The sequence below is a fragment of the Nitrobacter vulgaris genome (assembly GCF_031453995.1).
Taxonomy (GTDB): Bacteria; Pseudomonadota; Alphaproteobacteria; order Rhizobiales; family Xanthobacteraceae; genus Nitrobacter; species Nitrobacter vulgaris.
Window position 1 is genome coordinate 18,100 of record NZ_JAVDPZ010000032.1, and the last position, 21,779, is coordinate 39,878.

The 21,779-nt window shown below is 58.3% G+C and carries 34 protein-coding genes and 1 pseudogene; 15 read left to right on the plus strand and 20 right to left on the minus strand.

The window, feature by feature from the left end; genetic code table 11:
* Nucleotides 1-3: 3 nt before the first annotated feature.
* On the minus strand, nt 4-690 hold the full coding sequence (locus tag GGQ85_RS16375; RefSeq protein WP_309775404.1) for a M12 family metallopeptidase: 687 nt from the start codon (nt 688-690) through the stop codon (nt 4-6).
* Between the two features lie 82 nt (nt 691-772).
* Nucleotides 773-1,015 (minus strand): hypothetical protein, encoded by a 243-nt coding sequence (locus GGQ85_RS16380; RefSeq protein WP_309775405.1) that lies wholly within the window; start codon nt 1,013-1,015, stop codon nt 773-775.
* A 10-nt stretch (nt 1,016-1,025) separates the two neighbouring features.
* Here GGQ85_RS16380 and GGQ85_RS16385 point away from each other — a divergent pair, with 10 nt between their 5' ends.
* Complete coding sequence (locus tag GGQ85_RS16385; protein WP_309775406.1) at nt 1,026-1,184, plus strand: hypothetical protein; 159 nt, start codon at nt 1,026-1,028, stop codon at nt 1,182-1,184.
* Nucleotides 1,185-1,661: 477 nt separating this feature from the next.
* Entirely contained in the window at nt 1,662-1,889 is a 228-nt protein-coding gene (locus GGQ85_RS16390) for a hypothetical protein (RefSeq protein WP_309775407.1), read from the plus strand.
* A gap of 17 nt (nt 1,890-1,906) precedes the next feature.
* On the opposite strand, the gene GGQ85_RS16395 is transcribed toward GGQ85_RS16390, so the two are convergent.
* Nucleotides 1,907-2,074, minus strand: a complete 168-nt coding sequence (locus GGQ85_RS16395; protein ID WP_309775408.1) for a hypothetical protein — start codon at nt 2,072-2,074, stop codon at nt 1,907-1,909.
* 101 nt (nt 2,075-2,175) lie between these two features.
* Between GGQ85_RS16395 and GGQ85_RS16400 the strand changes: the two genes are divergently transcribed.
* The 4 genes from GGQ85_RS16400 to GGQ85_RS16415 all read left to right on the plus strand — a co-directional run bounded on the left by GGQ85_RS16400 (nt 2,176) and on the right by GGQ85_RS16415 (nt 4,560).
* Nucleotides 2,176-2,373, plus strand: a complete 198-nt coding sequence (locus GGQ85_RS16400) for a hypothetical protein (RefSeq protein WP_309775409.1) — start codon at nt 2,176-2,178, stop codon at nt 2,371-2,373.
* Nucleotides 2,374-2,660: 287 nt separating this feature from the next.
* Entirely contained in the window at nt 2,661-3,770 is a 1,110-nt protein-coding gene (locus tag GGQ85_RS16405; protein ID WP_309775410.1) for a Y4kA family protein, read from the plus strand.
* A gap of 14 nt (nt 3,771-3,784) precedes the next feature.
* Entirely contained in the window at nt 3,785-4,234 is a 450-nt protein-coding gene (locus GGQ85_RS16410; protein ID WP_309775411.1) for a hypothetical protein, read from the plus strand.
* 86 nt (nt 4,235-4,320) lie between these two features.
* On the plus strand, nt 4,321-4,560 hold the full coding sequence (locus GGQ85_RS16415; protein ID WP_309775412.1) for a hypothetical protein: 240 nt from the start codon (nt 4,321-4,323) through the stop codon (nt 4,558-4,560).
* Nucleotides 4,561-4,637: 77 nt separating this feature from the next.
* Here GGQ85_RS16415 and GGQ85_RS16420 read toward each other — a convergent pair whose 3' ends face one another.
* A complete protein-coding gene (locus GGQ85_RS16420) occupies nt 4,638-4,979 on the minus strand; it encodes a septal ring lytic transglycosylase RlpA family protein (RefSeq protein ID WP_309775413.1) in 342 nt (113 codons plus the stop codon).
* Between the two features lie 510 nt (nt 4,980-5,489).
* Between GGQ85_RS16420 and GGQ85_RS21090 the strand changes: the two are divergent.
* Nucleotides 5,490-5,809: pseudogene (locus GGQ85_RS21090) on the plus strand (transposase); the annotation flags it as partial.
* 486 nt (nt 5,810-6,295) lie between these two features.
* Here the strand turns inward: GGQ85_RS21090 and terL are convergent.
* The 5 genes from terL to GGQ85_RS16445 all read right to left on the minus strand — a co-directional run bounded on the left by terL (nt 6,296) and on the right by GGQ85_RS16445 (nt 10,451).
* Nucleotides 6,296-6,601: a phage terminase large subunit gene (terL, locus tag GGQ85_RS20925; RefSeq protein ID WP_374708911.1), complete on the minus strand. Its 306-nt coding sequence runs from the start codon at nt 6,599-6,601 to the stop codon at nt 6,296-6,298.
* Nucleotides 6,598-7,749: a terminase gene (locus GGQ85_RS16430; RefSeq protein WP_309775415.1), complete on the minus strand. Its 1,152-nt coding sequence runs from the start codon at nt 7,747-7,749 to the stop codon at nt 6,598-6,600. The genes terL and GGQ85_RS16430 overlap by 4 nt, the downstream gene beginning before the upstream one ends.
* On the minus strand, nt 7,721-8,257 hold the full coding sequence (locus tag GGQ85_RS16435) for a DUF5681 domain-containing protein (RefSeq protein ID WP_309775416.1): 537 nt from the start codon (nt 8,255-8,257) through the stop codon (nt 7,721-7,723). The genes GGQ85_RS16430 and GGQ85_RS16435 overlap by 29 nt, the downstream gene beginning before the upstream one ends.
* Nucleotides 8,258-8,310: 53 nt before the next feature.
* On the minus strand, nt 8,311-9,729 hold the full coding sequence (locus GGQ85_RS16440) for a site-specific DNA-methyltransferase (RefSeq protein ID WP_309775417.1): 1,419 nt from the start codon (nt 9,727-9,729) through the stop codon (nt 8,311-8,313).
* 74 nt (nt 9,730-9,803) lie between these two features.
* Nucleotides 9,804-10,451: a hypothetical protein gene (locus GGQ85_RS16445; protein ID WP_309775419.1), complete on the minus strand. Its 648-nt coding sequence runs from the start codon at nt 10,449-10,451 to the stop codon at nt 9,804-9,806.
* A 326-nt stretch (nt 10,452-10,777) separates the two neighbouring features.
* Between GGQ85_RS16445 and GGQ85_RS16450 the strand changes: the two genes are divergently transcribed.
* Nucleotides 10,778-11,056 (plus strand): hypothetical protein, encoded by a 279-nt coding sequence (locus GGQ85_RS16450; protein WP_309775420.1) that lies wholly within the window; start codon nt 10,778-10,780, stop codon nt 11,054-11,056.
* A 759-nt stretch (nt 11,057-11,815) separates the two neighbouring features.
* Here GGQ85_RS16450 and GGQ85_RS16455 read toward each other — a convergent pair.
* From GGQ85_RS16455 to GGQ85_RS16480, 6 genes are all read right to left on the minus strand, one after another.
* Complete coding sequence (locus tag GGQ85_RS16455; RefSeq protein WP_309775421.1) at nt 11,816-13,474, minus strand: recombinase family protein; 1,659 nt, start codon at nt 13,472-13,474, stop codon at nt 11,816-11,818.
* Nucleotides 13,471-13,983, minus strand: a complete 513-nt coding sequence (locus GGQ85_RS16460; protein WP_309775422.1) for a DUF2924 domain-containing protein — start codon at nt 13,981-13,983, stop codon at nt 13,471-13,473. Before GGQ85_RS16460 ends, GGQ85_RS16455 begins: the two co-directional genes overlap by 4 nt.
* Nucleotides 13,984-13,987: 4 nt before the next feature.
* Entirely contained in the window at nt 13,988-14,386 is a 399-nt protein-coding gene (locus GGQ85_RS16465) for a DUF3489 domain-containing protein (protein ID WP_309775423.1), read from the minus strand.
* A 252-nt stretch (nt 14,387-14,638) separates the two neighbouring features.
* Nucleotides 14,639-15,025, minus strand: a complete 387-nt coding sequence (locus tag GGQ85_RS16470) for a hypothetical protein (protein ID WP_309775424.1) — start codon at nt 15,023-15,025, stop codon at nt 14,639-14,641.
* 44 nt (nt 15,026-15,069) lie between these two features.
* Nucleotides 15,070-15,672, minus strand: a complete 603-nt coding sequence (locus tag GGQ85_RS16475) for a recombinase family protein (RefSeq protein ID WP_309775425.1) — start codon at nt 15,670-15,672, stop codon at nt 15,070-15,072.
* A 103-nt stretch (nt 15,673-15,775) separates the two neighbouring features.
* On the minus strand, nt 15,776-15,931 hold the full coding sequence (locus tag GGQ85_RS16480; RefSeq protein ID WP_309775426.1) for a hypothetical protein: 156 nt from the start codon (nt 15,929-15,931) through the stop codon (nt 15,776-15,778).
* Between the two features lie 47 nt (nt 15,932-15,978).
* On the opposite strand from GGQ85_RS16480, the gene GGQ85_RS16485 reads away from it, so the two are divergent.
* The 6 genes from GGQ85_RS16485 to GGQ85_RS16510 all read left to right on the plus strand — a co-directional run bounded on the left by GGQ85_RS16485 (nt 15,979) and on the right by GGQ85_RS16510 (nt 18,632).
* Nucleotides 15,979-16,188: a hypothetical protein gene (locus GGQ85_RS16485; protein WP_309775428.1), complete on the plus strand. Its 210-nt coding sequence runs from the start codon at nt 15,979-15,981 to the stop codon at nt 16,186-16,188.
* 126 nt (nt 16,189-16,314) lie between these two features.
* Nucleotides 16,315-16,797, plus strand: coding sequence for a hypothetical protein (locus GGQ85_RS16490; RefSeq protein ID WP_309775430.1), 483 nt, complete (start codon nt 16,315-16,317; stop codon nt 16,795-16,797).
* A gap of 121 nt (nt 16,798-16,918) precedes the next feature.
* Complete coding sequence (locus GGQ85_RS16495) at nt 16,919-17,206, plus strand: hypothetical protein (protein WP_309775431.1); 288 nt, start codon at nt 16,919-16,921, stop codon at nt 17,204-17,206.
* Entirely contained in the window at nt 17,203-17,658 is a 456-nt protein-coding gene (locus tag GGQ85_RS16500; protein WP_309775432.1) for a hypothetical protein, read from the plus strand. Before GGQ85_RS16495 ends, GGQ85_RS16500 begins: the two co-directional genes overlap by 4 nt.
* Before the next feature lie 102 nt (nt 17,659-17,760).
* Nucleotides 17,761-18,240 carry a hypothetical protein gene (locus tag GGQ85_RS16505; RefSeq protein WP_309775433.1) on the plus strand — a complete coding sequence of 160 codons (480 nt, stop codon included), beginning with the start codon at nt 17,761-17,763 and terminating at the stop codon, nt 18,238-18,240.
* Nucleotides 18,240-18,632, plus strand: a complete 393-nt coding sequence (locus tag GGQ85_RS16510; RefSeq protein ID WP_309775434.1) for a hypothetical protein — start codon at nt 18,240-18,242, stop codon at nt 18,630-18,632. The genes GGQ85_RS16505 and GGQ85_RS16510 overlap by 1 nt, the downstream gene beginning before the upstream one ends.
* 3 nt (nt 18,633-18,635) lie before the next feature.
* Here the strand turns inward: GGQ85_RS16510 and GGQ85_RS16515 are convergent, their stop codons facing one another.
* Nucleotides 18,636-18,821, minus strand: a complete 186-nt coding sequence (locus GGQ85_RS16515; RefSeq protein WP_309775435.1) for a hypothetical protein — start codon at nt 18,819-18,821, stop codon at nt 18,636-18,638.
* 888 nt (nt 18,822-19,709) lie between these two features.
* Between GGQ85_RS16515 and GGQ85_RS21115 the strand changes: the two genes are divergently transcribed.
* A complete protein-coding gene (locus GGQ85_RS21115) occupies nt 19,710-19,946 on the plus strand; it encodes a metallothionein (protein ID WP_510184775.1) in 237 nt (78 codons plus the stop codon).
* Nucleotides 19,947-20,191: 245 nt separating this feature from the next.
* Here GGQ85_RS21115 and GGQ85_RS16520 read toward each other — a convergent pair whose 3' ends face one another.
* The 4 genes from GGQ85_RS16520 to GGQ85_RS16535 all read right to left on the minus strand — a co-directional run bounded on the left by GGQ85_RS16520 (nt 20,192) and on the right by GGQ85_RS16535 (nt 21,683).
* On the minus strand, nt 20,192-20,431 hold the full coding sequence (locus GGQ85_RS16520) for a hypothetical protein (protein ID WP_309775436.1): 240 nt from the start codon (nt 20,429-20,431) through the stop codon (nt 20,192-20,194).
* Between the two features lie 56 nt (nt 20,432-20,487).
* Nucleotides 20,488-20,763 (minus strand): hypothetical protein, encoded by a 276-nt coding sequence (locus tag GGQ85_RS16525; RefSeq protein WP_309775438.1) that lies wholly within the window; start codon nt 20,761-20,763, stop codon nt 20,488-20,490.
* A 287-nt stretch (nt 20,764-21,050) separates the two neighbouring features.
* On the minus strand, nt 21,051-21,260 hold the full coding sequence (locus GGQ85_RS16530) for a hypothetical protein (RefSeq protein ID WP_309775439.1): 210 nt from the start codon (nt 21,258-21,260) through the stop codon (nt 21,051-21,053).
* Nucleotides 21,261-21,554: 294 nt separating this feature from the next.
* On the minus strand, nt 21,555-21,683 hold the full coding sequence (locus GGQ85_RS16535; RefSeq protein WP_309775440.1) for a hypothetical protein: 129 nt from the start codon (nt 21,681-21,683) through the stop codon (nt 21,555-21,557).
* Between the last annotated feature and the right edge of the window lie 96 nt (nt 21,684-21,779).

Genomic DNA, 21,779 nt, shown 5'->3' on the forward strand with positions numbered 1-21,779 from the left:
CAGCTACGGCGGATAAACACTGGCCACGAGCGTTCTGTCGCTGGCCGAAAGCTCGCCGTTGAAACCGGCCGAAAAGCCGTCAGTCGTCCATGCCTTGGGGATCGGATACATCATGATTGACGTCGCGTCGACGTCAGTCGGGATCACGTCAGTCAACGGATAGTGTCGGAACATGTTGTTCTCGATCGTCGCGTCATCCCAGTTGTTGGGTGGCCCGCTCAAGTCGCGGATAACCGCCGGTTTGTTCCAATGAATGCCGCCCTTCGGGTTCTGGTGCTCGTGTATCAGGCCGATAGCATGACCAAACTCGTGGAGCACGACACGACGAATCTCTGCGTCATCGGAAGCGGGCGTAAGCCAGCCATAATTCATCGTCGGCTGTGGCTCCGGGATCGTCTTACACACCGTACCAATATAAGACCATGAGCCATTGCCTTGGGTAAACGCGATACGGACATCGGTCGGCGACCGATTCACGAAATCAAAAACTAGATTGGCAACTTTGGTCCATTCAAGCGCCACGTTTTTCACGCGCTGCTGGAGCGCGGGATCGCCATCGAGAAACCGAATCGAGATTTTATCTCCCGGTTGCCACCGCGAGTTTTTCAGAATCGCCGCCCTGTAATGCTTTAGAGCGCTTGGATCGGGAGCATTAAGGCACATACAAAACCGAGATTCATTGGTGGCCATATTCGCTTCCTCTCGTTTGAAACACTCCTGCCGAACAATAAGACAAACATCCGCCATCGCACGGCATGCGTGCGGCGTCGCTTCAGAATCTTTCCGTCAGTTCAGTTGAAGATTGCGCTTTCTCCAAAACATCAATCTCGTTCGGAGTTGGCAACGATAAATCAGTCGTAAGTCCAATACTTGAAATTGTGATATGAATTTCCAACTTGGTCAAGTCAAAGCTTGCAACCTGCGCGACCATGAAGTTCACCGCTCTTGTTGTAGTCCAGATAAAATGACCGTGCTGAACTGCTGTTCGGGCGGCAAGGTGGTGGAGCGGCTGCATCGATTCCAGAATGAAACAGCGAATCGAAATGGTTGCCGAGGCACTGCGCATCCTGCCGCCGACGACGCCGGCCGAGATCCGCCAGAATATCCTCAAGCTGCTCGATGAGGCCCCTGCGGTCCCGATGGAAATCCGGCCCAACGTTTTTGGGGTGATAGGCGCTGCATGACCGATCGAATCGGACGACAAGAGGCATTGCAGATCAACGCCTGGGACGGGTCGAAGGCGGTGCAGGACGCGCTACGCAAGCGCACGCCGTGGGCGCAGATCGAAAAGGCCGCCGCGAATTGCAATGGCTCGCGCCTTCCGCGCCTGCCGACCAGCGCGACTGGAGTCATCCGGACGTCGGTTGGGGTATCGTTCTTCCCGACAATGATCACATTAGCGCCTCCGAGAACGCGAGGGGGGCGACGACGCACCCGCGCTGATTCGCGAGCTGCTCAGGGCGCGCAAGAACGCGCCTGTCCTGCGCTATCGCGCCGAGCTGCAGCAGGGATATTTGCGACTCTATTATCCGGACATGCCGCTGCAGGACCTCTCGGTGCAGGCGTCCAATCCCGGTATCGGCAAGTGCAGGATCCCGCAATGTCTACTGATCGTCGGATCTCCGGAGCAGATTCCGTGGGCGGCACAATAGGCACTCAACATGTCGACCTTCGTCGGTCGCCTCGACCTTCCTCACGAAGGCCTGCGCCACTACGTGAATGCGCTCAACAGCGATTGGGCTGGACAGAACTCCAAGCCGCGGGCGCCAGTGGTGTGGAGCATGGACTATGGCCTTTCGGACATTACTTGGCTGATGGCCGAGGCGATTACCGGCAAGCTCTGGCAGGAATTCGTGGCCGATGAAGACCTAAAGCGGCGAGTTCGCTGAGGCCACTGGGGCCGCGCTCAGCGCAGTGCAGTAGGAAGGAACACCTCCCTCAAGGTAACGACCAGCCATGGAATGACCGCTCCCCTCGACAACAAGGCCGCAGCGCGCGCCGCCGGGGCGACGGTGGCGCCGCTGCCAAGGCGTTGCTTGGCGCGCCGCGCCAGCTGCGCGCTTTCGTGGGTCATGTCGAGCCGACCTTCGATTGGACACTGCGAGACCCCAAGAACAAGCAGGTCATCACCCGCGTGCTCAGGGCCGCGCTCTACAAGAATCTTATCAGCAGCACATGCGCACGCCCATCGGCTACGCGCTGAAGGACGTCTTCAATGAAGCTTGCGCGTTCTACGGAGGAGGGCAGGCCGCCGTGAAGCAGATAAACGACAACGTCGCCGGAATGCGGGACTTCTCTTTATCGGCAGCGACGGATCGCCAGACCACCGTGATCCCCGGAGACCCCACCGTGGCCATGCCGCTGCTACGCTGACCGGCTGCGCGCGAGACGATTGCCAATCTGGACATCGCCGGGATTCGCCGACCGGCGTCTCCACCCAAGGCATCCGTGGTGCGTATGATTTGTGTGAGGAAGCAATCAATCATGTCGCTGGAGTGTTGCCGCGTTCGCGCTGCTGCTAAGCGGCGCGAGTAAGCGCGCCCTGCCGAACCGGCACAAGCTGCGGGACACATTACAACTGTTGCGTTAATACTACAGACTTTCGCCTTGTCCGATGTCTAAATCTCTGATTGCAAGCTGGACGTGTCATTGCTCAGAGAATGCGCCATCTGGCAGGGGGTGCCATGATTCAGATCCGTCGCGTACTCACCGCCGCCGTTGTTTCCGCCAGTCTCGGCGGCTGCGCTATCCACCCACTGCCGGAACAGGTCGCCGGCGTCGACACTCCCCATATCGTGCGACAGATCCGGTGCGAGACGCGCGAGGCGGTCAAATCGACCTTGAAGGATTTTCTGGTCTTTATCGCGGACGGCCTGTTCGCGGGGTACCCTGAGGGGGTCCGCAATCCCATCGCCGACCATCTGCTGGCGCTTTACGCGGAAAACCCGGAACTGATGGACACGTTCAACTCTAGCCTGTTTCCTGGACCCCAATATGTGCGGGAGCGTGCCGCCATCGACCTGCTTCTGAAGGCGGGCGCCGCTTACACGTTCGACTTCGACATTTTCGAGGACAACGACCTCATCGCTAACGTGAACCTGCTGCGTGACGTGATGCCGAAGTTCACGGCCCCCATCGAAGGCAACGCCAAACGCAGGCGGTCGAACGAGCGCACATTCACGGTGACCGACACCTTCGGCTTTCTTCTCGCCGATCTGAACGCGGCGAAGCCGCGCAACGTCCGCTACTGCGACGGGCAGATCGTCGGACCGAACTACGTCTATCCCATCGTAGGCCGTGTCGGCGTGGACCGCACCGTCAAGGATTTCAGCAGGCTGCTGCTGTTCGGAGGCCTGGCCGGCAAAGAGGGCAAAGCCGGCGCCGCGCCGAGCATGACCGATGATCTGATCTTCACCACGACGGTCAGTCTGTCGGGCACCCCGAAGGTCGTCTTCGCTCCGGTCGGCACTCTCTTGCGCGTCGCTGACGCTTCGCTCAATCTCAGCGTCGGGCGCAGCGACAAGCATCAGGTCACGATCGGCCTTGCCGTGGACGTGGCGGGCGTTGACTCGCTGCGCGGCTTCCTGTTCAGCCGTGGAAGCGACGGCGGCGCCATTATCGCCGGGCGGCGTTCCACGGCGCGACAGCCGGCCGGCCTGCTGTACGCCGGGCGACGCGTGACGGGTGGCGGCACCCCGTCCGAGGTTCTCGCCGTCATCGCGATCGATCAACAGAAGAGCAAGGAATTCAAGCTGCAGGTCCAGCCGTGAAAGAGGAGACTCCCGTGGCCCCCAAAACATCGCGACGCGTCGCAGCTTCCAAACGCAAGAAATCGCCGACTCGCAAGGGCAGAAAATCGTCAGCGACCAAGGGGGCGAGCGGCGCGACCGCTTGGTCCGCATCTGCCAACCCGCGCACGCTGGTATCGGTGGAGAACTTCGTGCGATGTATCAGAACCCTGCACGATCTGGGTCTGGTGCGGCCATTCGTGCAATCCGCAAAAAGAGCCAAGTTGACCTTGACGATGGACACTGCCGCTTTCGAACGGGTCAAGAAATCCGTGAACAAAAAGCGCCGGCCCGCACCTGTCCCGACCGACATCCCCTCACCGGCCTCGGCCGGGCTGGCGACAAGGCGGGGTAAGCCGTCCCCGAGTAAAGATCCGTTCGGCTCCGCACCCGGCGAGTGGGGAGACGTCAAGCCGCTCCCAGGTCAAGACCCGTGGGACTTCTAGCGTCCAGGGTCTGGCTCGCGGTGTGCCGGTTCCTGGGCGGACTGCACCATCAATATGCCCGGATTTGATATGCGGTAGGCACAGGGTTGTGCGGGCGCCTCCCCAGTTTCGGTCGGGCGATCGAGTGTCGCGACGAAAATCGCGAGCGCATCGCGGACAGTGACGCGCTCGTCTCCCAGCAGTTCCTCGAACAGACGTTCGGCGCTTCATCCGGCATCGCCGGGCTCACGGGCTCGCTTACAACCAAGGCGAGCAGCCTCTTTCAGGACCGCCTGATCAGGCCCAGTTGGGTCGTCAAAAGAGAAAACCACGTCGACGCCGGCTGAGCTTGTCATCATTCTCGTACTTAAGGGTCACGGTCATTGTGAGTTATGGTCACGTACATGTCGGTCGGTCGTGCCAGCTAATGGACGACGTCAAGTTTGACCTTTGCGACACCGCCTCCGACCATCCCCAGCGATTCGGCCGCAGCGTAGGAAACGTCAACAACTCGTCCGCGAACGTAAGGACCGCGGTCATTGACGCGGACGGTCACGGATTGCCCACTTGCGACGTTCGTTACGCGCAGCCGGGTGCCGAACGGCAACGTAGGATGGGCGGCCGTTAACTCGTGCGTATTGAACTTATCGCCGGACGCGGTGTTTGTTCCTTCCGTATAGAAGCTGGCGATCCCGTGCGATGCGATCTGTGACGCAGCTGCTTTCTTGCTCGACGCGAAAGGCGTGTGCTTTCTTGCGACCGCCACACGCCTTTTCAGCGCAAACGGTATGGTTGTTCGATTGTATTCTTGGGATCCCTGGCGACCTGGCGAGATCAATTCGGATTTATTGGCAGCAACGTTGATTTGCGTGCAGGCCGCAAGCGAAGCTGCCCCCAGAACAACGGCAAGCCGTTGCATGGCGCACCGAACACCAGAACACAAGCTCAAAGGCGGGCCAATGCAAATTGCTTCGATGCCGACGTACGAAGTTCTGGCATAGCTGCTGGAAAACATATCGTCCTCCGCCTACCGAATCCGACACGCAAGAGTCGCAATCCAATCGGGGCGGAACGAAGCCAGACGAGAGCTATTGCGGCATCAATCACACGATTTCATGTTGGTGTTGTCGTTGAGCCACATTCGGCCGAGTGACGAACAGGCCACGCCGACATCGCCGCGCTCGACTCGCCGTCGCGCCGCCAGCCCGGCGGAGCGGGCGCGCATCGAGCGCAGAGGCTCAGTGAGGACATCCACATGGCGAGGTACGAATTCAAGGGGAGTAGTCTGGCCAAGGCCCTGGGCGCCTGGCTCGGGTTGGTTCCGAAACAATCAAGCACGGGAGGTAAGGCTCGGCTCTCAGAATTCCAAGCGTGGCAACGTTTATTTGCGCACTCTACTCATCCACGGCGCTCGCGCGGCTTTGCCATCGCTGTCACAAAGCGATACGCCACTGGGGTAGTGGCTAAAGGCAATGATCGAGCGGGGCGTACACCGTAACGCCGTAGTAGTTTGGCAACAAGCTGGCGCGGATAGCTTGGGCCATCTTGCGCAAGGAAGCGCGCTTTGAACGCAGTTACCCGGTAGCCGTGGTTTAACGAGATCAGCGCTGCGCATAGTTCGCGTAGTCCAACGGGGTTGGAGGAAGGATCGAAGAGAGATGGCCTGACAGTCGAACGGCGTTCGGAATAATTGGCACTGGAGAAAGAGGTCGAACCTGACCCACTGTGGGAAACAGAGCGGAGCGCAAGGCGCGCTGAACGCCAAACTGCTCAACGGCTCGATCCAGATCACGTTCGCCATCACAACGGCAATCAAGCCGTCCCTAAAGCCAGACTGGACTTCTTCAACAGCCTGCTAGTGCGCATGTCGCGGAACATCTCCAAAAGACCGGCTCTTAGGGGGTAAGCGGGAAAATTGCGCACGGATGGTCTTTCTCGCCCAGACTAGGTTGATCCGGTCAAATGCATTTTCTCACGCGGCCACATTTCGCAAAAGGCACGGTAGCGTTGCGGTCAGACGTTGATCTGCTGATATAAGGCCGGGGTGAGGGCAGGGACCTCCCAACCGTTTAATCGCAAAACTCAGAAATGTCCTCCGGCCGCAGTGACAATAGTCCTTCGGCTCCAGCTTTGACGTGCCCATGCAATCCCTTGAGTGAGAGCGTCCACTTGATCGTCATGCCGACCTGGAAAGGCGAGTAACTCCGCGATGAACGCCTCTCGCCATTTGGCGCGCTGGGGTAAACGAACAGACCCTCCGGCAAACAGATCGGTTTGGGCAATCAGTCGAGCCAGCTTGTCCGTGTCAGGCTTATAGGCCACGACGTTGATTGATTGCTCGCGTAGGCTCTGAATGAGACCAAGGCTGATCGGCGAGTTTTCGATCAAAAGAGTGGAGGGGGGGTGTGCCTGCGCTTGAGCTCAATGATTGTTTCCTTCAGCCTACCGAAAGGAAAACGGCCTCGCACCACGTCGAGAACGAAGATGACCTCCTTACGAGCCAGTAGAACGACACATGCGGAATAGTCACCGGTCTCCATTTCACTCAGGGCGATGTCCCAGCTCATGATGATACGGTCGCCTTCTTGAGACGATATCTTATCGTATGTGTTCAGCCATCGCCTTTTGATGATTGTACCACCGGGCGGGATGGGACTTTGCTGATACTGAGCTGAAAATGCGATAGGCCCCATCTCACGCTTCAGCTCAATCAGGACATCGGCCGGTTCGTGCTCGGGGTGGAGGAGTTCACCGCTTTTTCGGACATAAGTGCGGCCGCAACCCAGCTCGTAGCTTTGGCAGCGTTGAGCGACGGCCGGAAGGTTCAGAATGTCGAAGCCGCCTTGTTCCTGCAAGTAGCCGATGAGATCATTCTGGTGCACCCTTTGCATCACCACCACGATGCGTGTCATCGTCTTGTCGTCACCGCGCGAAAGCAGAGTTGAGCGATACCACTCAATGACCCGCAGCCGTACAGCCTCCGACATGGCATCGCCAAGCTTGAGTGGATCGTCGATGATGATCAGGTTTCCGCCAAGCCCCGTAAGCGTCCCGTCGATTGAGGTTGCGATCCGTTTTCCCCGCTGGGTCGTCGTGATCTCGCGGTCTGTCTCCCGATCGAGGCGCATATCTGGAAAGGTGGCTTGATATATCGGATCATTAATCAGACGGCGGAAGTCATTGGCGTGGCTGCGAGAGAGGAGGTCAGAATAAGAAACTACCACCACTCGTTCACAAGGATGATGCCCAAGAAACCATGCAGGTAAGGCCACGGAAGCACATAGCGACTTCAGCGAGCGCGGCGGCAGCGTGATGATAAGACGCCGCACCCGACCTTTCGCTACCTCAGACAGCTTGTGGGTGATCGCATCAATATGCCAATTGGGCTTAAATCGGGTTCCTGGGCGAACAACGGAAAAGGAAAATTCGGAAAAAGCCAGCAGGTCCTCTGCTAACAGCGCTTGAAAAACGTCCTGCGAATGAAAGTCAGGCCTTATGGGCATCGGCTTATGTCCCATCCTGATCGTCAGAATCATCGTCCAGCAATTCCGGCGGCGCCAACACCGATTCGCGTTCCATGACCTTGTCGTACTGTCGATCGACATAGGCGTCGAGCAGTGCTTGATGGTCCGAAGCGATCGCTTCCTTAACGGCGTCGGCCTGACCGGCCGTGAGATCGACACCAAGTTGATTAGCGAGAGCAATGAGGTCGCGCCTGGCATAGCGGTCACCTCTAGCGAATTGTGCAACCAATTGCCTGATTCCGGCTTCCGCCATAGAGACCGTCTGTTCACGTTCGCCTTGATTGAGCCGTACCTTCTTATCGAGCGCGCGCTGCAGCGCGGACCTGAGGTTAGGGGTAATTGAGGGGCTCTTACGTTTGGCGCCTTTCGGATTGCCACTTTGACCGGGCTTGAATTGGAACTCCTTCGGAGGACGGCCCGGACCGACCTTATATTCCGATGGCGTTGTGACAGATCCAGCATCCATGGGAAGATCGTCGATTTTCTGGCGATCGGCTTTTGAAGGTGGCTTTTGCGTCATCGTTGACTCTCTACGCGACAGTACGGACCGTTTAAATGCGAATCTAGCGCGCGTTATATCGCGCGATCTTCCGGGTCCTCGCGATCGGTGCCGTCTTTAGAGGCCGTGCTGGTATCGATCTCATCACCGCCCGCAGCTGGACGATCTTCTGAGCCCGAAGCGGCACCGGCTCGCTCCGCGAACTCATTGAAGGTCAATCCGGTCTCGGCATCCACCGCGTCTTTTCCGGTAAAGGCTTGCCAACGACGAACAGCGACATCTACATAGCGAGGCTCCACTTCTATCGCGCAAGCGCGCCGCCCAACGCGCTCTGCTGCCATAATGGTCGTTCCTGAGCCGGAAAAGGTATCGAGCACAACGTCGCGGCGCCGCGTACAATCCCGAATCGCATCGGAAACAAGCGCAACCGGCTTTACCGTCGGATGGGCACGAAGCTCTTGCATGCGTCCGACGCCGAATGTGTTCACGCCTCGATAGTGCCAGACATTCGATCGCGACCGGCCGTGCCGTCCGAGTTCGATGTTATTCAAATGCGCAGCTTTTCCGACACGAAATACGACGATAAACTCGTGCTGGCTGCGATAAAATGAGCCTTGCCCAGCGTTCGACTTGACCCAGACAACGATGTTTAGTGTGTCGCCGTAAGCGACGCTGCCCGCATCCACGACGTCGGTTACATGCCGCCAATCACAGCAGACAAAATGGACGGCACCATCTGCTGAGAGTCGACTTGCATTACTCAGTGTTTGACGCAGAAACACGCCATATTCCGACGTTGACATCTCACCGGATGCGAATGCGAATTCGGCATGCTTGATGCGCCCGCGGCTTCCAATGCTGCGCACACGTACGTTGTAGGGTACATCGAGGAACGCGAATGTCGCGCGGTTAGATCCCATCAGGCGATCGAGATCATTTTCGCTACGTGCATCGCCGCACAGAATCCGATGCTGGTCCAAAAACCATAAACTTCCTCGCTTGCTGACAATCGGGCCGGATTGCCAACCTTGGGCGATCTCGTCCGCCGGATCTGCCGAGCATTCTTCGAAGTCAATTTGCAGTTGGTCGATTTCGGCTGGGCTAAAGCCTGTGATCGAGATGTCTAAACTCTCTTGCAGCAGCAGTTCGCCAAGTTCAGGCAACTCGATTGCCAGCCGCTTGCGGTCCCATCCGGCATTGCTGGCTATCTTATTATCCGCGAGAGCTAGGGCGCGCTTCTGGACCTCAGAGAGGCCGAGAAGCTGGACCGTCGGGATCTTCTCTAAGCCGAGAAGTTCTGCCGCTTTTAGGCGTCCCTCTCCGGCTATTAAGTTCAACTTCTCATCCACCAGAACGGGAGCGCCAAAGCACAAACCTCTGATGCTTTCCGCGATCTGGCGGATCTGGGTCTTCGAATGGGTGTGCGCGTTGCGCGGATTAATTTTGATCTCTCGGATCGATAGTTGCAAGTCTTTTCGGCGAACCATGTTCATCGCGGCGTTCTCCGTGGCGATTACGACAGGGAGATAGGCGATCGCGTGAAGCGGCGCATACCGTAAAATTTCGATCAGGTTTTCACTCTAAGAGCGCTCGACCGTTGCAGCGCAACGTTTGTGCGATAGTGCAGAAGGCGCCGCCAACCGCGAACCGTCGCTTCTGCGGTCTTTTGAGAGGAGTACTGCGGTCGGAACCGTGCCCGCACATGTTTAGCAACAGCATAGAGAGAGGCCGCCGATGGTTGCCTGGCTGTTGGGTCGAGATGATGCCCCGCCTCGAACTCAATCGCTGCCCAGTAAGTGTCTTCACTCGACCGACGAACAGGCAGCGTGCTCGCGGTGGGTTGCGGTTGAACAATCTCGTCGATCAGTCGAGCCATTTCCGACACGGGCGCGACGCCGGCTTCTGCATACGATTCGATCAGCCACACCGCAGCCGCTTTTACGGTGGTGATGTGATAGCCTCCTGCCTTTCCTCCAGCACGAATTTGACGCAGATGTTGCAAAAGCCCTCGGGCGTAGGCATGCAGCTGCTCCGGCTGACGTTCGACAAAGCGAAAGTTCGGGTCGACGAGTGGAAGCTGCATGGGCTGCGTCATGAGGTTAACTGGCTGACCAGTTGGTTTCTTTTCGATTGTCGCGGCAGCGTTCTTCCTTGTCTTCGTTTTTACGGGGCTCTTCGGCGCCTTCTTTGCCGTTGTTTTTGCATTTTTGGCCATGGTTACTCCTGAAGATTGATGACGCTGTTCAAGTGATCTCTAGGCCCGCGTTAAAACGCCGGCTGGCGACGCAAGCGCGGTGGCGCTTATGCTCAAAGGCGTCAACGTTTCGATTGGTTCAGCGAAATCATTCTAGGAGTGCTATAGTGCCATTTGGTACTGTGAAATGGTTCAACGCGACCAAGGGTTTTGTTTGAATTCAACCCGACAGCGGCGCCCCGCGGCAAGCTCCGCGCTACTTGCATTTGCGGGTTGCCCGGCATGATGCGGCCCCTTGTGAGGGGCAGGGGTGACAGCTACGTCTTTGGCTTGCTGGAGCGTATAGCATGAGCAACGTTACCCCTTTTCCAAAACGAGCAGCTCCGCAATCCGAGCGCCTAGACCTGTTTGACGACATCGATCCATCGACGGGCAAACCGATATTTGGCATATTCGTGAGGACAACCGACGGTTCGTGGGTCGACGGCGAGTTCTACGATTCTAAGGCGGAACGCGACTTTGCGATTGCTTCATGGAAGACGCATTGGAGCATCAATGTCATTGAAACATTCTGGGCTCGAAAGCCTGAAGCGCGCGGAACGGCGAGGACGTTCCTGGATCGCTGACAGCGGCCTACCTAAAGTCCGTGCGGTGGCGTCCGGATCAACTCCTCGCCGCACGGTTGGCGTTTCCTTTGATACCCTCGCTGCGGCCGCTTCATCGTAAACGCCGCGGGCAGCTCGCGCCAGGACCTGATTGCCGATAGGACCGGTTCCGCGACAGAGTGCACCGGCGAACTCGACGGCAATCACCAGAGATCATCCTGCAGTATCTGGTTCAGAAGGCGACCGCATTTGTATGACGGCCTCGCACAAAGAAGCACAGGCTTTTCGCCGCGCGTATAACCCTGCCAATTTTCACTGGCGCACGAACGCGAGCGGCATCGGTAGATCGCTTGAATGAACTTGGAGGCCGCGAGATTCTCGCATCTTGATCGTGGTTTCCGGTAGAGTGTCCTCTCCTAATCCCTGCATCAACACGGATGCTCCCTGCTTTTTTGAGTAGGGAGCATTCCACTAAGTTGTTGAAAAAGCGCCTTTGGCTTGCCGCGTCGAAGGTCACATTCGCTGCACTTTTAAAGAATCTCCCTGCATTTCGCCAAATTGCAGGGAGAGACCGGTTCGCATCTGACTGCGTCCGCCACCACCTAGTCTGCTATTTCTCGCGTTTCCAGAGACTGACGAAAAAGGCGCGCTACTGGCGGGCTTTCCGCACTTTGATTTACGGGGGCGCGGTCTCTGTGACCCGCCTGGGCGGGTTTGGGGACGCTGTCTCAGCGGCGCAATTTCCCGTTCCTGGGAATCAGATCAATCAATAAGGCGCGGTTACCGGTTCTCAGAATCGGAAGCGCCCGTGGGCGCCAGGCCGAGCCGCCTCATCTGCTGGGACCATTCAGCCGGCGCATCGCGGAGGGCAGCAACACCGATCCCGCGCGGGAAACGTCCTTCAACGGCTGTTGTGACCAAGGTCGGTGCAAGGAAGGCAAGGGAGATGGTCATATTGATATGTCGGGTGCTGCAATGTTGGCGGGTGGCAAGGCTTTCAATCGTCTCGCGGCCCTCGACGATCTCCTGAAGCCAGAGACGGCCGCGGCCGATCGCTCGGATGAGAGCCGACCGGCGTTCGGCCTTCATGGGCCGAGCGCGATGCTCGGGCGTATTCGCCGGCAGCAAGATCTCTCGGGTGGGCCTTGGTGGCTTCTTCCAGGGTACGACGATGGTGCGCGAGGTGAGGGCGGATTGTTCAGCCGGATCCGGATGGTGGTGGTTCTGGATCCGTTGGATATCGTTTTCGCCAGACCTTAGATGAATGGCCAACTGGTTCTTGCGAACCTCAATCCGGGTGACAAACCGCTCAAGGGTGTCTCGAGACAACGTTTCGTTCGAAAGCGGTTCATCGATGTCCGTGTCGGCAATGACCGCTTTGGAGATCGTGGCTTCGACCTCTGACGCGGGCACACGGGTGACAGTGCCAACCGGCTCATCCGTTTGACCCCGGATGCAGGGCGCAGAGACATAATAGCGGTGTCGAACGCGGTCCCGACTGGAGTAGGTCAAGATCATCCGATGACCCGCGTCATCAAACAGCAGTCCAGTAAGGAGAGCGCGGGTTCGGATACGTGTCGTCGTGCGATGTGACCACTGTTCGGTCAGCCTTTGCTGAACCGCCTCAAACAGTGTGCGGTCGAGCAGGGCAGGTTGCGACCCTGGGAGGATCTCGCCCTTAAACTTGACCTCGCCGAGATAGAAGCGATTCCGCAGCATGTAAAACAAAGGTCCCTGCGTGAACGGCACACCCCCTCGTGTCCCGCCTGACGCCAACTGCCGGACCTTGGACTTAAAGCCTCGTTCTTTGAGGTCCTTGACGAGACGGTTGACGCTGCCGAGTTGCAGATAGCGCTGGAAGATCAGACGAACGGTATTGGCCTCTTCCTCGTGAAGGTGAAGCTGACCGTCCTTGAGGATGTAGCCTAGCGGAACCATGCCGCCGACCCATAATCCCTTGCGTTTAGAGGCTGCAATCTTGTCGCGGATGCGCTCCGAGGTGACCTCGCGTTCGAATTGCGCAAAAGACAAAAGGACGTTGAGCGTCAATCGTCCCATCGATGTGGTGGTGTTGAACTGCTGGGTCACCGAGACAAACGAGACGCCATGGGCATCGAACAGTTCGACCAGCTTGGCGAAATCAGCCAGCGATCGGGTCAGCCGGTCCACCTTATAGACGACGATGATGTGGATCCGGCGGGCCGCAACATCCGCAAGCAACCGCTGCAGGGCAGGGCGGTCGGTCGATCCGCCCGAGAACCCGCCATCATCATATCGCGCCTTGACCAGCGACCAGCCTGCATGCGCCTGGCTTCGGATATAGGCTTGGGACGCGTCATACTGGGCATCCAGCGAGTTGAACTCCTGATCAAGGCCGGAGTCGGTGGACACCCTCGTATAGATCGCGCACCGGACGACCCGGTTGTCGGCCGGCTTCATGTTTGCACACCTTTGCCGTTACCGGCGCGCAGACCAAAGAAGCGGGGTCCATTCCAGTTCGTGCCGGTGATGGCGAATGCAATCCCGGACAGGCTGTCGAAGGTCTTGCCCTCAAAAGCGAAGCCGTCGTCGACGACCATCACCCGATAATGTTGGCCATTCCATTCCCGCGTTAACACAGTGCCGAGCACCACGCCTTGCATCTTCCGATCCTGAACCGCTACCAGTGACAAAACTTGGTCCAAAGATTCTACGGTAGCCGCACGCTTCAGAAGTTGAACCGTCGCAGCATCGAGATCCCCGAGTGCATCGGCTTGGATGCGATAGGCGAGGATGCCGAACAGAAAATGCTTGGGCACGTGCTCTGGGGCCGGGCGCCCCACAGCACTCCGCCAGCGGCACTGCAGGCCGATCAGATCGAGACTGCGCAGATGCGCAATCTCGTCCTCCAATGACAAGCTGATCTTGCCCCGACTGACGGCTTTTCGAGATCCTGACCTTCCTGCCATGGCATCAGGCCGCGGCCTTGTCAGGCTTCGATCCGATCGACGCGGCGCAGGCAGTTACTTTGTAGATCCGACCGGCTTCAGTAGCTTCCGATGTCAACGTCAGCTTGAGCTTCTTCCGTATGACACCAGCGAAAAAGCCGCGCACCGAATGCTGCTGCCAATCCGTGGCCTTCATAATGTCGCCGATCGTTGTACCCTCAGGCTTCATCAGCATATCGATGACACGAGCTTGCTTGCTGCCGGCGCGGTGCTTGACCTGCCGATCCAACGATCGAGCTGGTGCTGAACTGCTTTTCTTAACGGGTGCAACCTTGGTCGTCTTGGCCGCCGAGCGGCGCGCGAATTTTCCGCGTCGGGACGCCGTCGACCGAGTTGCAGTTTTGCGGGATTGTGTCTTGGTCATCTGGCTTCTCCGGTTGATGCAGCATCATCGCTGCCACCACCGAAGCCCCGTCACGGCGAATACACCGGCGGGGCTGCCGCGAAGCAGGCACTCAACTTGCTGACAGTACCGCTCCGATCGCCCAGCAATGCCAGTGGTTTCTGAGCAATCTTGCTGCTCTTTCGACGACAAGATTCCAGTTACAGAAGGGCGTTCTGCCGTCGCACTCTTTCCAGTTTCTTTTGACAGGAAGCGGTTCGGTAATCGTCAGGCTCATAACCTGAAGGTCATAGGTTCAAATCCTATCCCCGCAACCAGTACCCTCCGTGTAGCGTCGGCCGGCTCGGCTGACGCTACCGAGAGGTTCAAAATCGCCGCCAGCTGGCCGTAGATCTCCAGCCGTGCCGCCTCCCGGTTTCGGCCGGGGTGAATGACGATCTTCTCCACGATTTCACGAATCCCTTTGAATGCGGCCTGGCGGCTGTCCTCGCCGGCGATTGCGAGTGTCTGCTTCAGCGACCGAATTTTATCGCGATAAGCGCTGGCCGCGTTGGGATGGAATTCGACCGGCGTGGGCATGATGCTCGCGCTTTCGGCCTCGAGCCGGTCTCGCTCGACCTCCAGCTCGCCAAGCCGGGCTGCGATGCTTCGGGGCTCCACGGTGCCGGTCGCTATCGCGTCGACCAGGCGCGCGATCTGTCCGGCTATGTTGCCGATCTTCTTGTCGATGCGCGGCTCTTGCCGGCAGCGTCAGCGTCAAGCTCACGGCTCACGCGGTGATATTCCCGCACATACTCCGCGACCATCTCAGGGTCGGCGAGATGCTGCTCGAGCCCAGCCAGCACCTTTTCCTCGACCCATGCCCGCGCCACGAACTTGCTGTTGTCGCACAGTCCGGTTTCGCGATAACGCGAGCAGGCCAGCAGCACGCCGCGCTTGTCGCGAGAGCTGGCGATGTAGCCGGAGCCGCAAGCAGCACATTTCAATAGGCCCGATAGCAAATGCACCGGCCGCGCCTTATGCGGTCTGCCGGCGCGCTCGCCGATGCGCGCCTGTACGGCTTGCCATGTCTCAGGGTCAACAATTCGAAGGTGCTCGGCGTCGGCCGTCATCCATTGCTCGCGCGGGTTCACGCGGCTGATGCGCCGTCCCGTGTCTGGATCCTTCACGAAGCTTTGCCGATTCCAGACGATGCGCCCGGAGTAGAGATCGTTCTGCAGGATTCCGTTGCGCCGTGTTCGGCTGCCGTTGATCGTCGACGCATTCCAAGCGCCGCCCCGCGGTCCCGATATATGATCGCGGTTCACCGACCACGCTCCGGCATACAGTCATGGGTGACGCCGTCGAGCAGCCAGCCGGCGCGCTTCTTGCCCTGGCTGCCGTCGCGAATTCTAGCCCATTCGATTTTGGTCAAGGCGCGCGTCCCATCAGTGCCTCGATTGCCCGTCCGACACACCACAACAGACCGAGCAGGCCGAGCGCGCCAGCGACGAACAATGGATGAAAGATGACGGCGATGACCGCGCCCGCGACCAGCGCCACACAGGCGAGCACGGACCTGGGCATCGGTCGCAGCGTTCTTCTCCGCGATCTGGACGTCGATCAGCGATTATGTGTCGCAAGCCTGGTCATTTTTCACCGATCACAAAGACAGTCTGCCGACCGACCCGGGATTCCTGGAATCGGTGAAGGGCCATCTCGCCAGCGTTCCGATCTCGCTGTGGATCGCGCTCGCCGGCTGCGGCTTTGCCTTCCTCGCATACAACGCCTTCACTGGCATGAGGGCGATCAAGACATCAGTCACGACCGGGGCGCGACAATGATCAAAACAATCTTCTCAGCATTAGAACTCGCTAGTTGGGCAAAGAAGCTTTCCATCATCGCTGTCTCGGTCGTAACGCTCGTGACCGTCTACGGAATTTGGCACTACAAAGTTTGGAGCAGAGGCTATGGTCGCGCACTGGCAGACGTTGCAAAGCAGGACAGCAAAGCGATTGCCCGCGCCAAGGAGTATCGCGGCGCTGTTCTTGACTGTCGCGCTCGCGGGATGCGCTGGGACCAAACTTCCGGCCAGTGTAGCGGGCGGTGAGTGTCGGATCTTCGAAGCCCCTCGCTACGAGGTTCGCGGCAAGACGACATACGATCAGGACTACATCGACGGCAACGTTGAGGCTGGTGTCGGCGGATGTGGGTGGAAACGGCCGGCGGCTCGGCCGCCGGGATTTGATGAGGATCCGAAGACGGAAAAGCCCGCGGTCCACAAGCCGAAGAAGAAGCCGAGTTTCCTTTCGAGAGTCAAAGCGCGCGTCACGGGTAAGCCGGTCGAGCCGGTTCCTTACATTGATGCATCGCCGGCGCCTGTCGTCGCTGAACCAGCACCCGCCCCGCGTGATCCGGTTTATGAGTTCCTCGGCGTGGAGGGGAAACAATAGATCGGCCCGGCCGTCGCCGCGAGCGACAAAGCCGGGCCTAACCGATTGTCGGTCGGCAACAAGCGGCTGGAAGTCATGAGGCACGCCAGCATTCAACACTGGGTTAATGGGGAATGCTGGAATGGCGCCAACCTGGGAATTCACCGGCGGTGAACGCAGCAAGGCGGCGAGCCTAGATGTGCTGGCGGTCAGGGTCGATACCCTCACGAAAGAGAAAGAGGATGTCGAGCGCGATCTGCGAGAGGAAAGAGCAGAACGTTTAAAGCTCGAACAGCGTGTTGCCCGCATGGAAGGTTATGTCCAGAGCGGTAAGGGGTTCATGCTCTCGATCACCGTCATCGGAGCAGCGCTCGGTTTCGCGGCGACATATTGGAAATCGATATTCGGACCGTGGATGGGGAAACCATGATCCCGAAAGCACACGTCTACAGCCGCAAGGCCATCGCAATACTGATCGCCTTTTTGGCTGGCTCGGTCGTCTTCATGGCATTCGATACGACGCCACCTTACGAATACGATGAGAATGCCAGCTTCGTCGTTCCGTCGCCGGCTAATGACGGCGATCAGGTGACCGTCAAATGGCGGCTCAAGAAAGTGAACCGCGAATGTCCGGGAATCGCTCAACGGGTTCTCTTTGACCCGAAGACCAAGATCATCCTCGCGAACTACGATCCGATACCGGCCGCCACGTCGGAGAGTGTCCGCGATGGGTATCTCAATCGAACCTTCGCCTTGCCGCGCGGGCTGCCGAGCGGTCCGATCGCTTACAGGGCGGAGGTGTGTTACGGCTGCAATCCGCTTCAGCAATTCGTCAAGCCACTGTGCGTACCGACGCCAAATCTGATTTTCGCGGTTCGGTAAGTCGGGACTGCCGACCTTCGATGGGATTGAGGGCCGTTGGCCGGCAGTCCCTTGCCGGTTGGAGCCAGCTCTCTGACCATATCTGAAATCACCGGAGAGACCATGATCTTGCGACTTCTCGCCGCTGCGATGCTGTGCGTCCTGATGACACATGCGGCTCACGCGCGGCCGCGACATCATCACCGGCTGGCCGTCCATAGCGGATCAGTTGTTTCAAAAACTGAAAGAACTGTTCGCCCTATGCCTCCCGGCCTTCACCGCGTCATGGCCGAAGGCGCGGGGAGGGTGGTCGGTCATCCGCCGGGATGCCCGCCTCGGGCCTTCTGCGGCTGCGGCGCTGCGGTGCGCATTTTCGGCAAGCCGGTCCGATCGCTTTGGCGTGCCGCCAACTGGTTTCGTTTCCCGCGCACGTCGCCGGCGCCTGGTGCTGCGGCTGTCAAACGGCATCATGTTTTCGTACTCCTGCGCCACATCAACGGGCCGACCTGGCTCGTCTACGATGCCAATTCCGGCCGGCATCGTACCCGCGTCCATCCGAGATCAACCGCGGGCTGGGCGATCGTCGATCCGAGAGGTGCGTGATGGCAGAAGTGAAGACGTCGCCTGTGGCTGCTCTGAATCTTCAGAATTGGGACGACTTCCGCGATCCTGATAGGCCCGCGGTCGGAAAGGTCCCGGGCTCATTTCGCGTCACTGAGCCGGATAGCGATCGCGAGCAGTCGTTCCATTACTGCTGCCCCTGCGGCTGCGGCCGCACCGCGCCGGAGTTGCTGATGCTGCGCGCCTTCCTGATCCCGTCCGTGACGATGGTGTTGATTGTCGTGTCCGGCTGTGACCCGTCAGGGCCGACTGAAGCCGATATGGCCGGCTGTGCCGTCCGCAGCGGCGAGCCTCCGATATCAACCCGCGAAGTTGCCGACTGTGCCGTCAACCGGGCTGAGATCAAGCGATGGCGCGAAACAACGGTCCCGTGACGATCACTTCGGCGGTTGACGTTCCGGCGAGTTGATCCAATTATCCAACTCTGAAGCTTTCTCAGCCTGGGAAATTTTTTTGAGCAGAGCGTCTTTTTCAGACCCGGGCGCCATCGTTTCTGCCTGCGCTCGAATGTCGTCGGCCCATGCCGAAAGGCGATCCTGTAGGGTGGTGAGGTGTTTAAGCATGAAGCTACTCCTCTCGCTTTTGGTGCCAGGGACCACGGCCGCGCGAGTCGAAATTGAATTTGGCAATCGTTACCGGAGGTGATGTGGCTGCTCCGAACAACGGTCAGTTAGGAAGCCGGCCCGTCCATCGCACGAACGCTTAAGCTAGTATTGATCAGTCTCGCTTTCTGGCACCGAGTGCTACAAAAACGGAAATTGCAAACAGGAATATCGGGGCTATTAGCCCAAAGAGAACACCGGGAACTCCGTTTGTCGTATAAAGTCCATATCCGGGTCCGATGGTAGAATCTTTGCCATGACCAAATAAAACAAGGATAGCGATATAAACGCGCCTTGGCCAAAATTCAAAAAAGCAAACGACATCGTCGCGCCGGCCATCAAGAGCAGCCCGACTACTAAAATACGCTGAGCGTCATTCACTAGAAGTGCCTTCCCTTGCCGTCGCTTATGTCGATTTAGGGCGAGGGAGAAGCGGCGGAAAGTACGCGAATCCGTACCTCGGGCGGCGGAGGTCCACCGTCTCAACCGTGACGTCAGGTGCTTGTTTGAGCGGAGGGGGCGCTTATGGGTCCACAAAAAGGCCCGCCGGTTGCAGTCACAGCGGGCCTTTCGGGAGCGGGATCGGGGATTCCGGCCGATCAACCGTTCCGGCCGTATAATGCAGGCGAGGGAATGTGGTTTCAAAAGAAAGGCCGCCAAGTTGTGACGGGCTAGGTGGAGTGATGCGATAGACGGTACCCGGCCAAGGAACCATCCGGGCTCTATAATGCATAGGTGGGGGAAGGGTTCCAGATCGCCGTGCGCTTCTGCGTATCGAGCCCACGGGAGTGGAACAGATCCCCGTCAGCGGCGATTGACTGAACGTCAACTACCTTTGGGAGAGTGAGTATGTCTCAGTGTGAAACCTGCGGGAATAACTACGACAAGGCATTCCAAGTGATCATGGGTGGTAAAACCCACACCTACGACAGTTTCGAATGTGCGATTCATGCCTTAGCTCCGGTGTGCGGACATTGCGGCATTCGAATCGTAGGGCACGGGCTTGAATCGGCCGGCAAATTCTACTGCTGCGAACATTGCGCAGAGAACGAAGGCATTAAGGGATTGCGTGATCGTCAGAACTAGAGGCCCATTGGACATCGCGTGCCCCTGCATGGCCAAAACGCCCCGCGACCTGGCTGATCGAATGGCAGTGCGACGCCGGCAGACCAAGGCCGATGACGGCTATGCGCGCGAGACTTTCACCCAACCGCGGGAGCAGGCGCGACAGACGGCGAGGGCCGGGCTGGTGAGCATCGCCATGGCAATAAACAATAAGGCCCATTTCATCGAACATCCTCCATTTGCAGGCTATGGGAGCGGGCTTCTATTCATGGGCTGCCAATTACCGAATTCGCGGCGTCGGTCAGGACTGGCTTGCCGTTCTCCGTCGTGATCAAACCAAGATGCTCAAGTAACGCCAGATCATCGCTGGACGGTGCCAGCAGCTTGATGCGTCCCGCTCGGATGTCACGCAGCACCCAGCGAAGTTTGATTGCGGTATCAAGGGGGAGGTCGTAAAGCGAATTTGGCTTCGCCTCAGGCTGGGCTTGGCTTTCATCTTCTTCCATCGAATCCCCCTGTTGCTGCAAGTCAGCCTTTCACCGCTCCGAGCTGGCGGGGTTTTCTATTTCTGGCCTTTAGGCAGGGCCTTATCTTTAAGAGTATGCATTTCCTTCAAGAGCTTATGTAAAACGGCAATGTCATATTTGCCCGACGCGAGGCGGATCAGCGTCCGGATATAAACTAGGGTTTTCTTAGGATCGAGGTGCGGCTGGTCACTCATTTCTATTGCCGGCGGGAGGCGAAGCAAGACGATACGGTAAAACGTTAACGACTGATTTTTGAATTCGGCTGAAAAATTTTTCGTTATCGATCTCTCGCCAGCTTCCGCTTTCCCCACTTGTGGGCTTCTTGCCTTCCGGGTTTCCAATTGGCGGTGATGTCTCGCCGTCCACCGCCTTGTAAAAGACGATCCTCGCCATGAACACGAATGGGCCGCCGTGCTCCCCTTGCCGTTGCTTACGTCGAGTTAGGGTGAAGGAGAGGAGAGGCGGTGACAGTGCGCAAATCCGTACCTTGACCTGTCGGACGGTCGTTGCACCGAGCGCGGAAAATCAGGCGGAGCTGGAAGCACGCACAGCATTAAAAAGGCCCGGCGAGATTTCGGGAGAATGCTGGACTGAAACATTATTCCGCGCGTGACGCGACTTCCGCCTCAGCGTCCAGATCGTCGACAACGGCCTCAAAGGCTGCGATTGCGTTTTGGATGGAGGCTATTTCCGAAATCTCTTGTTCCGACGGCAGGCCATGTTGTCCGATCAGTGCGACGATTAGATCACGCCTCCGCTCCCTAAGTTGAACAAGGGGTAATCCGTGGTCTTCAAGCAGCGCGGGCATTCGAGCAATCTCCTCCAAACGTTCCGTACCGTAGCTAAAAAAGTCCTCACACAGGTTTTCACCGGCTTCTAAAATTGTTTAAATCCGCACCTCGCGATCCGGAAAATGCTGTCGAATCGTGGCGCTCCGGCTGCCGCCTATATGACCGCGGTTGATTCTGGCGCGAACTTCCCGGCGGAGAGATGGAGTTCACGATGAAGCGGCTGCGAAGCGCCGACTGATGTGCAAACCCGCCGGCATGGGTTGCCGACGGGATGCGAGCGCAAACTGCTGGCTGGACCGTTCGTAAGTAGGCTAGAAGCTAACCGCCGCTACAATGAGTCCGGACCCGATGAGAGACGCCAGAAGTCCGAAACTTCCTGCAGCGAGGAACAGGTTGTTAGTCGGGTCCTGATGCATTTCATCTTCTCTGCCTTCATCCATGCTGATCTCCTGTTTATGAAGGTTACGCCTTGGCGTAGGGTATGTTCTTTGCGCCAGACTAAGGAGCAATGCCTGGGGTTGGGAAGCGTTCCGAGA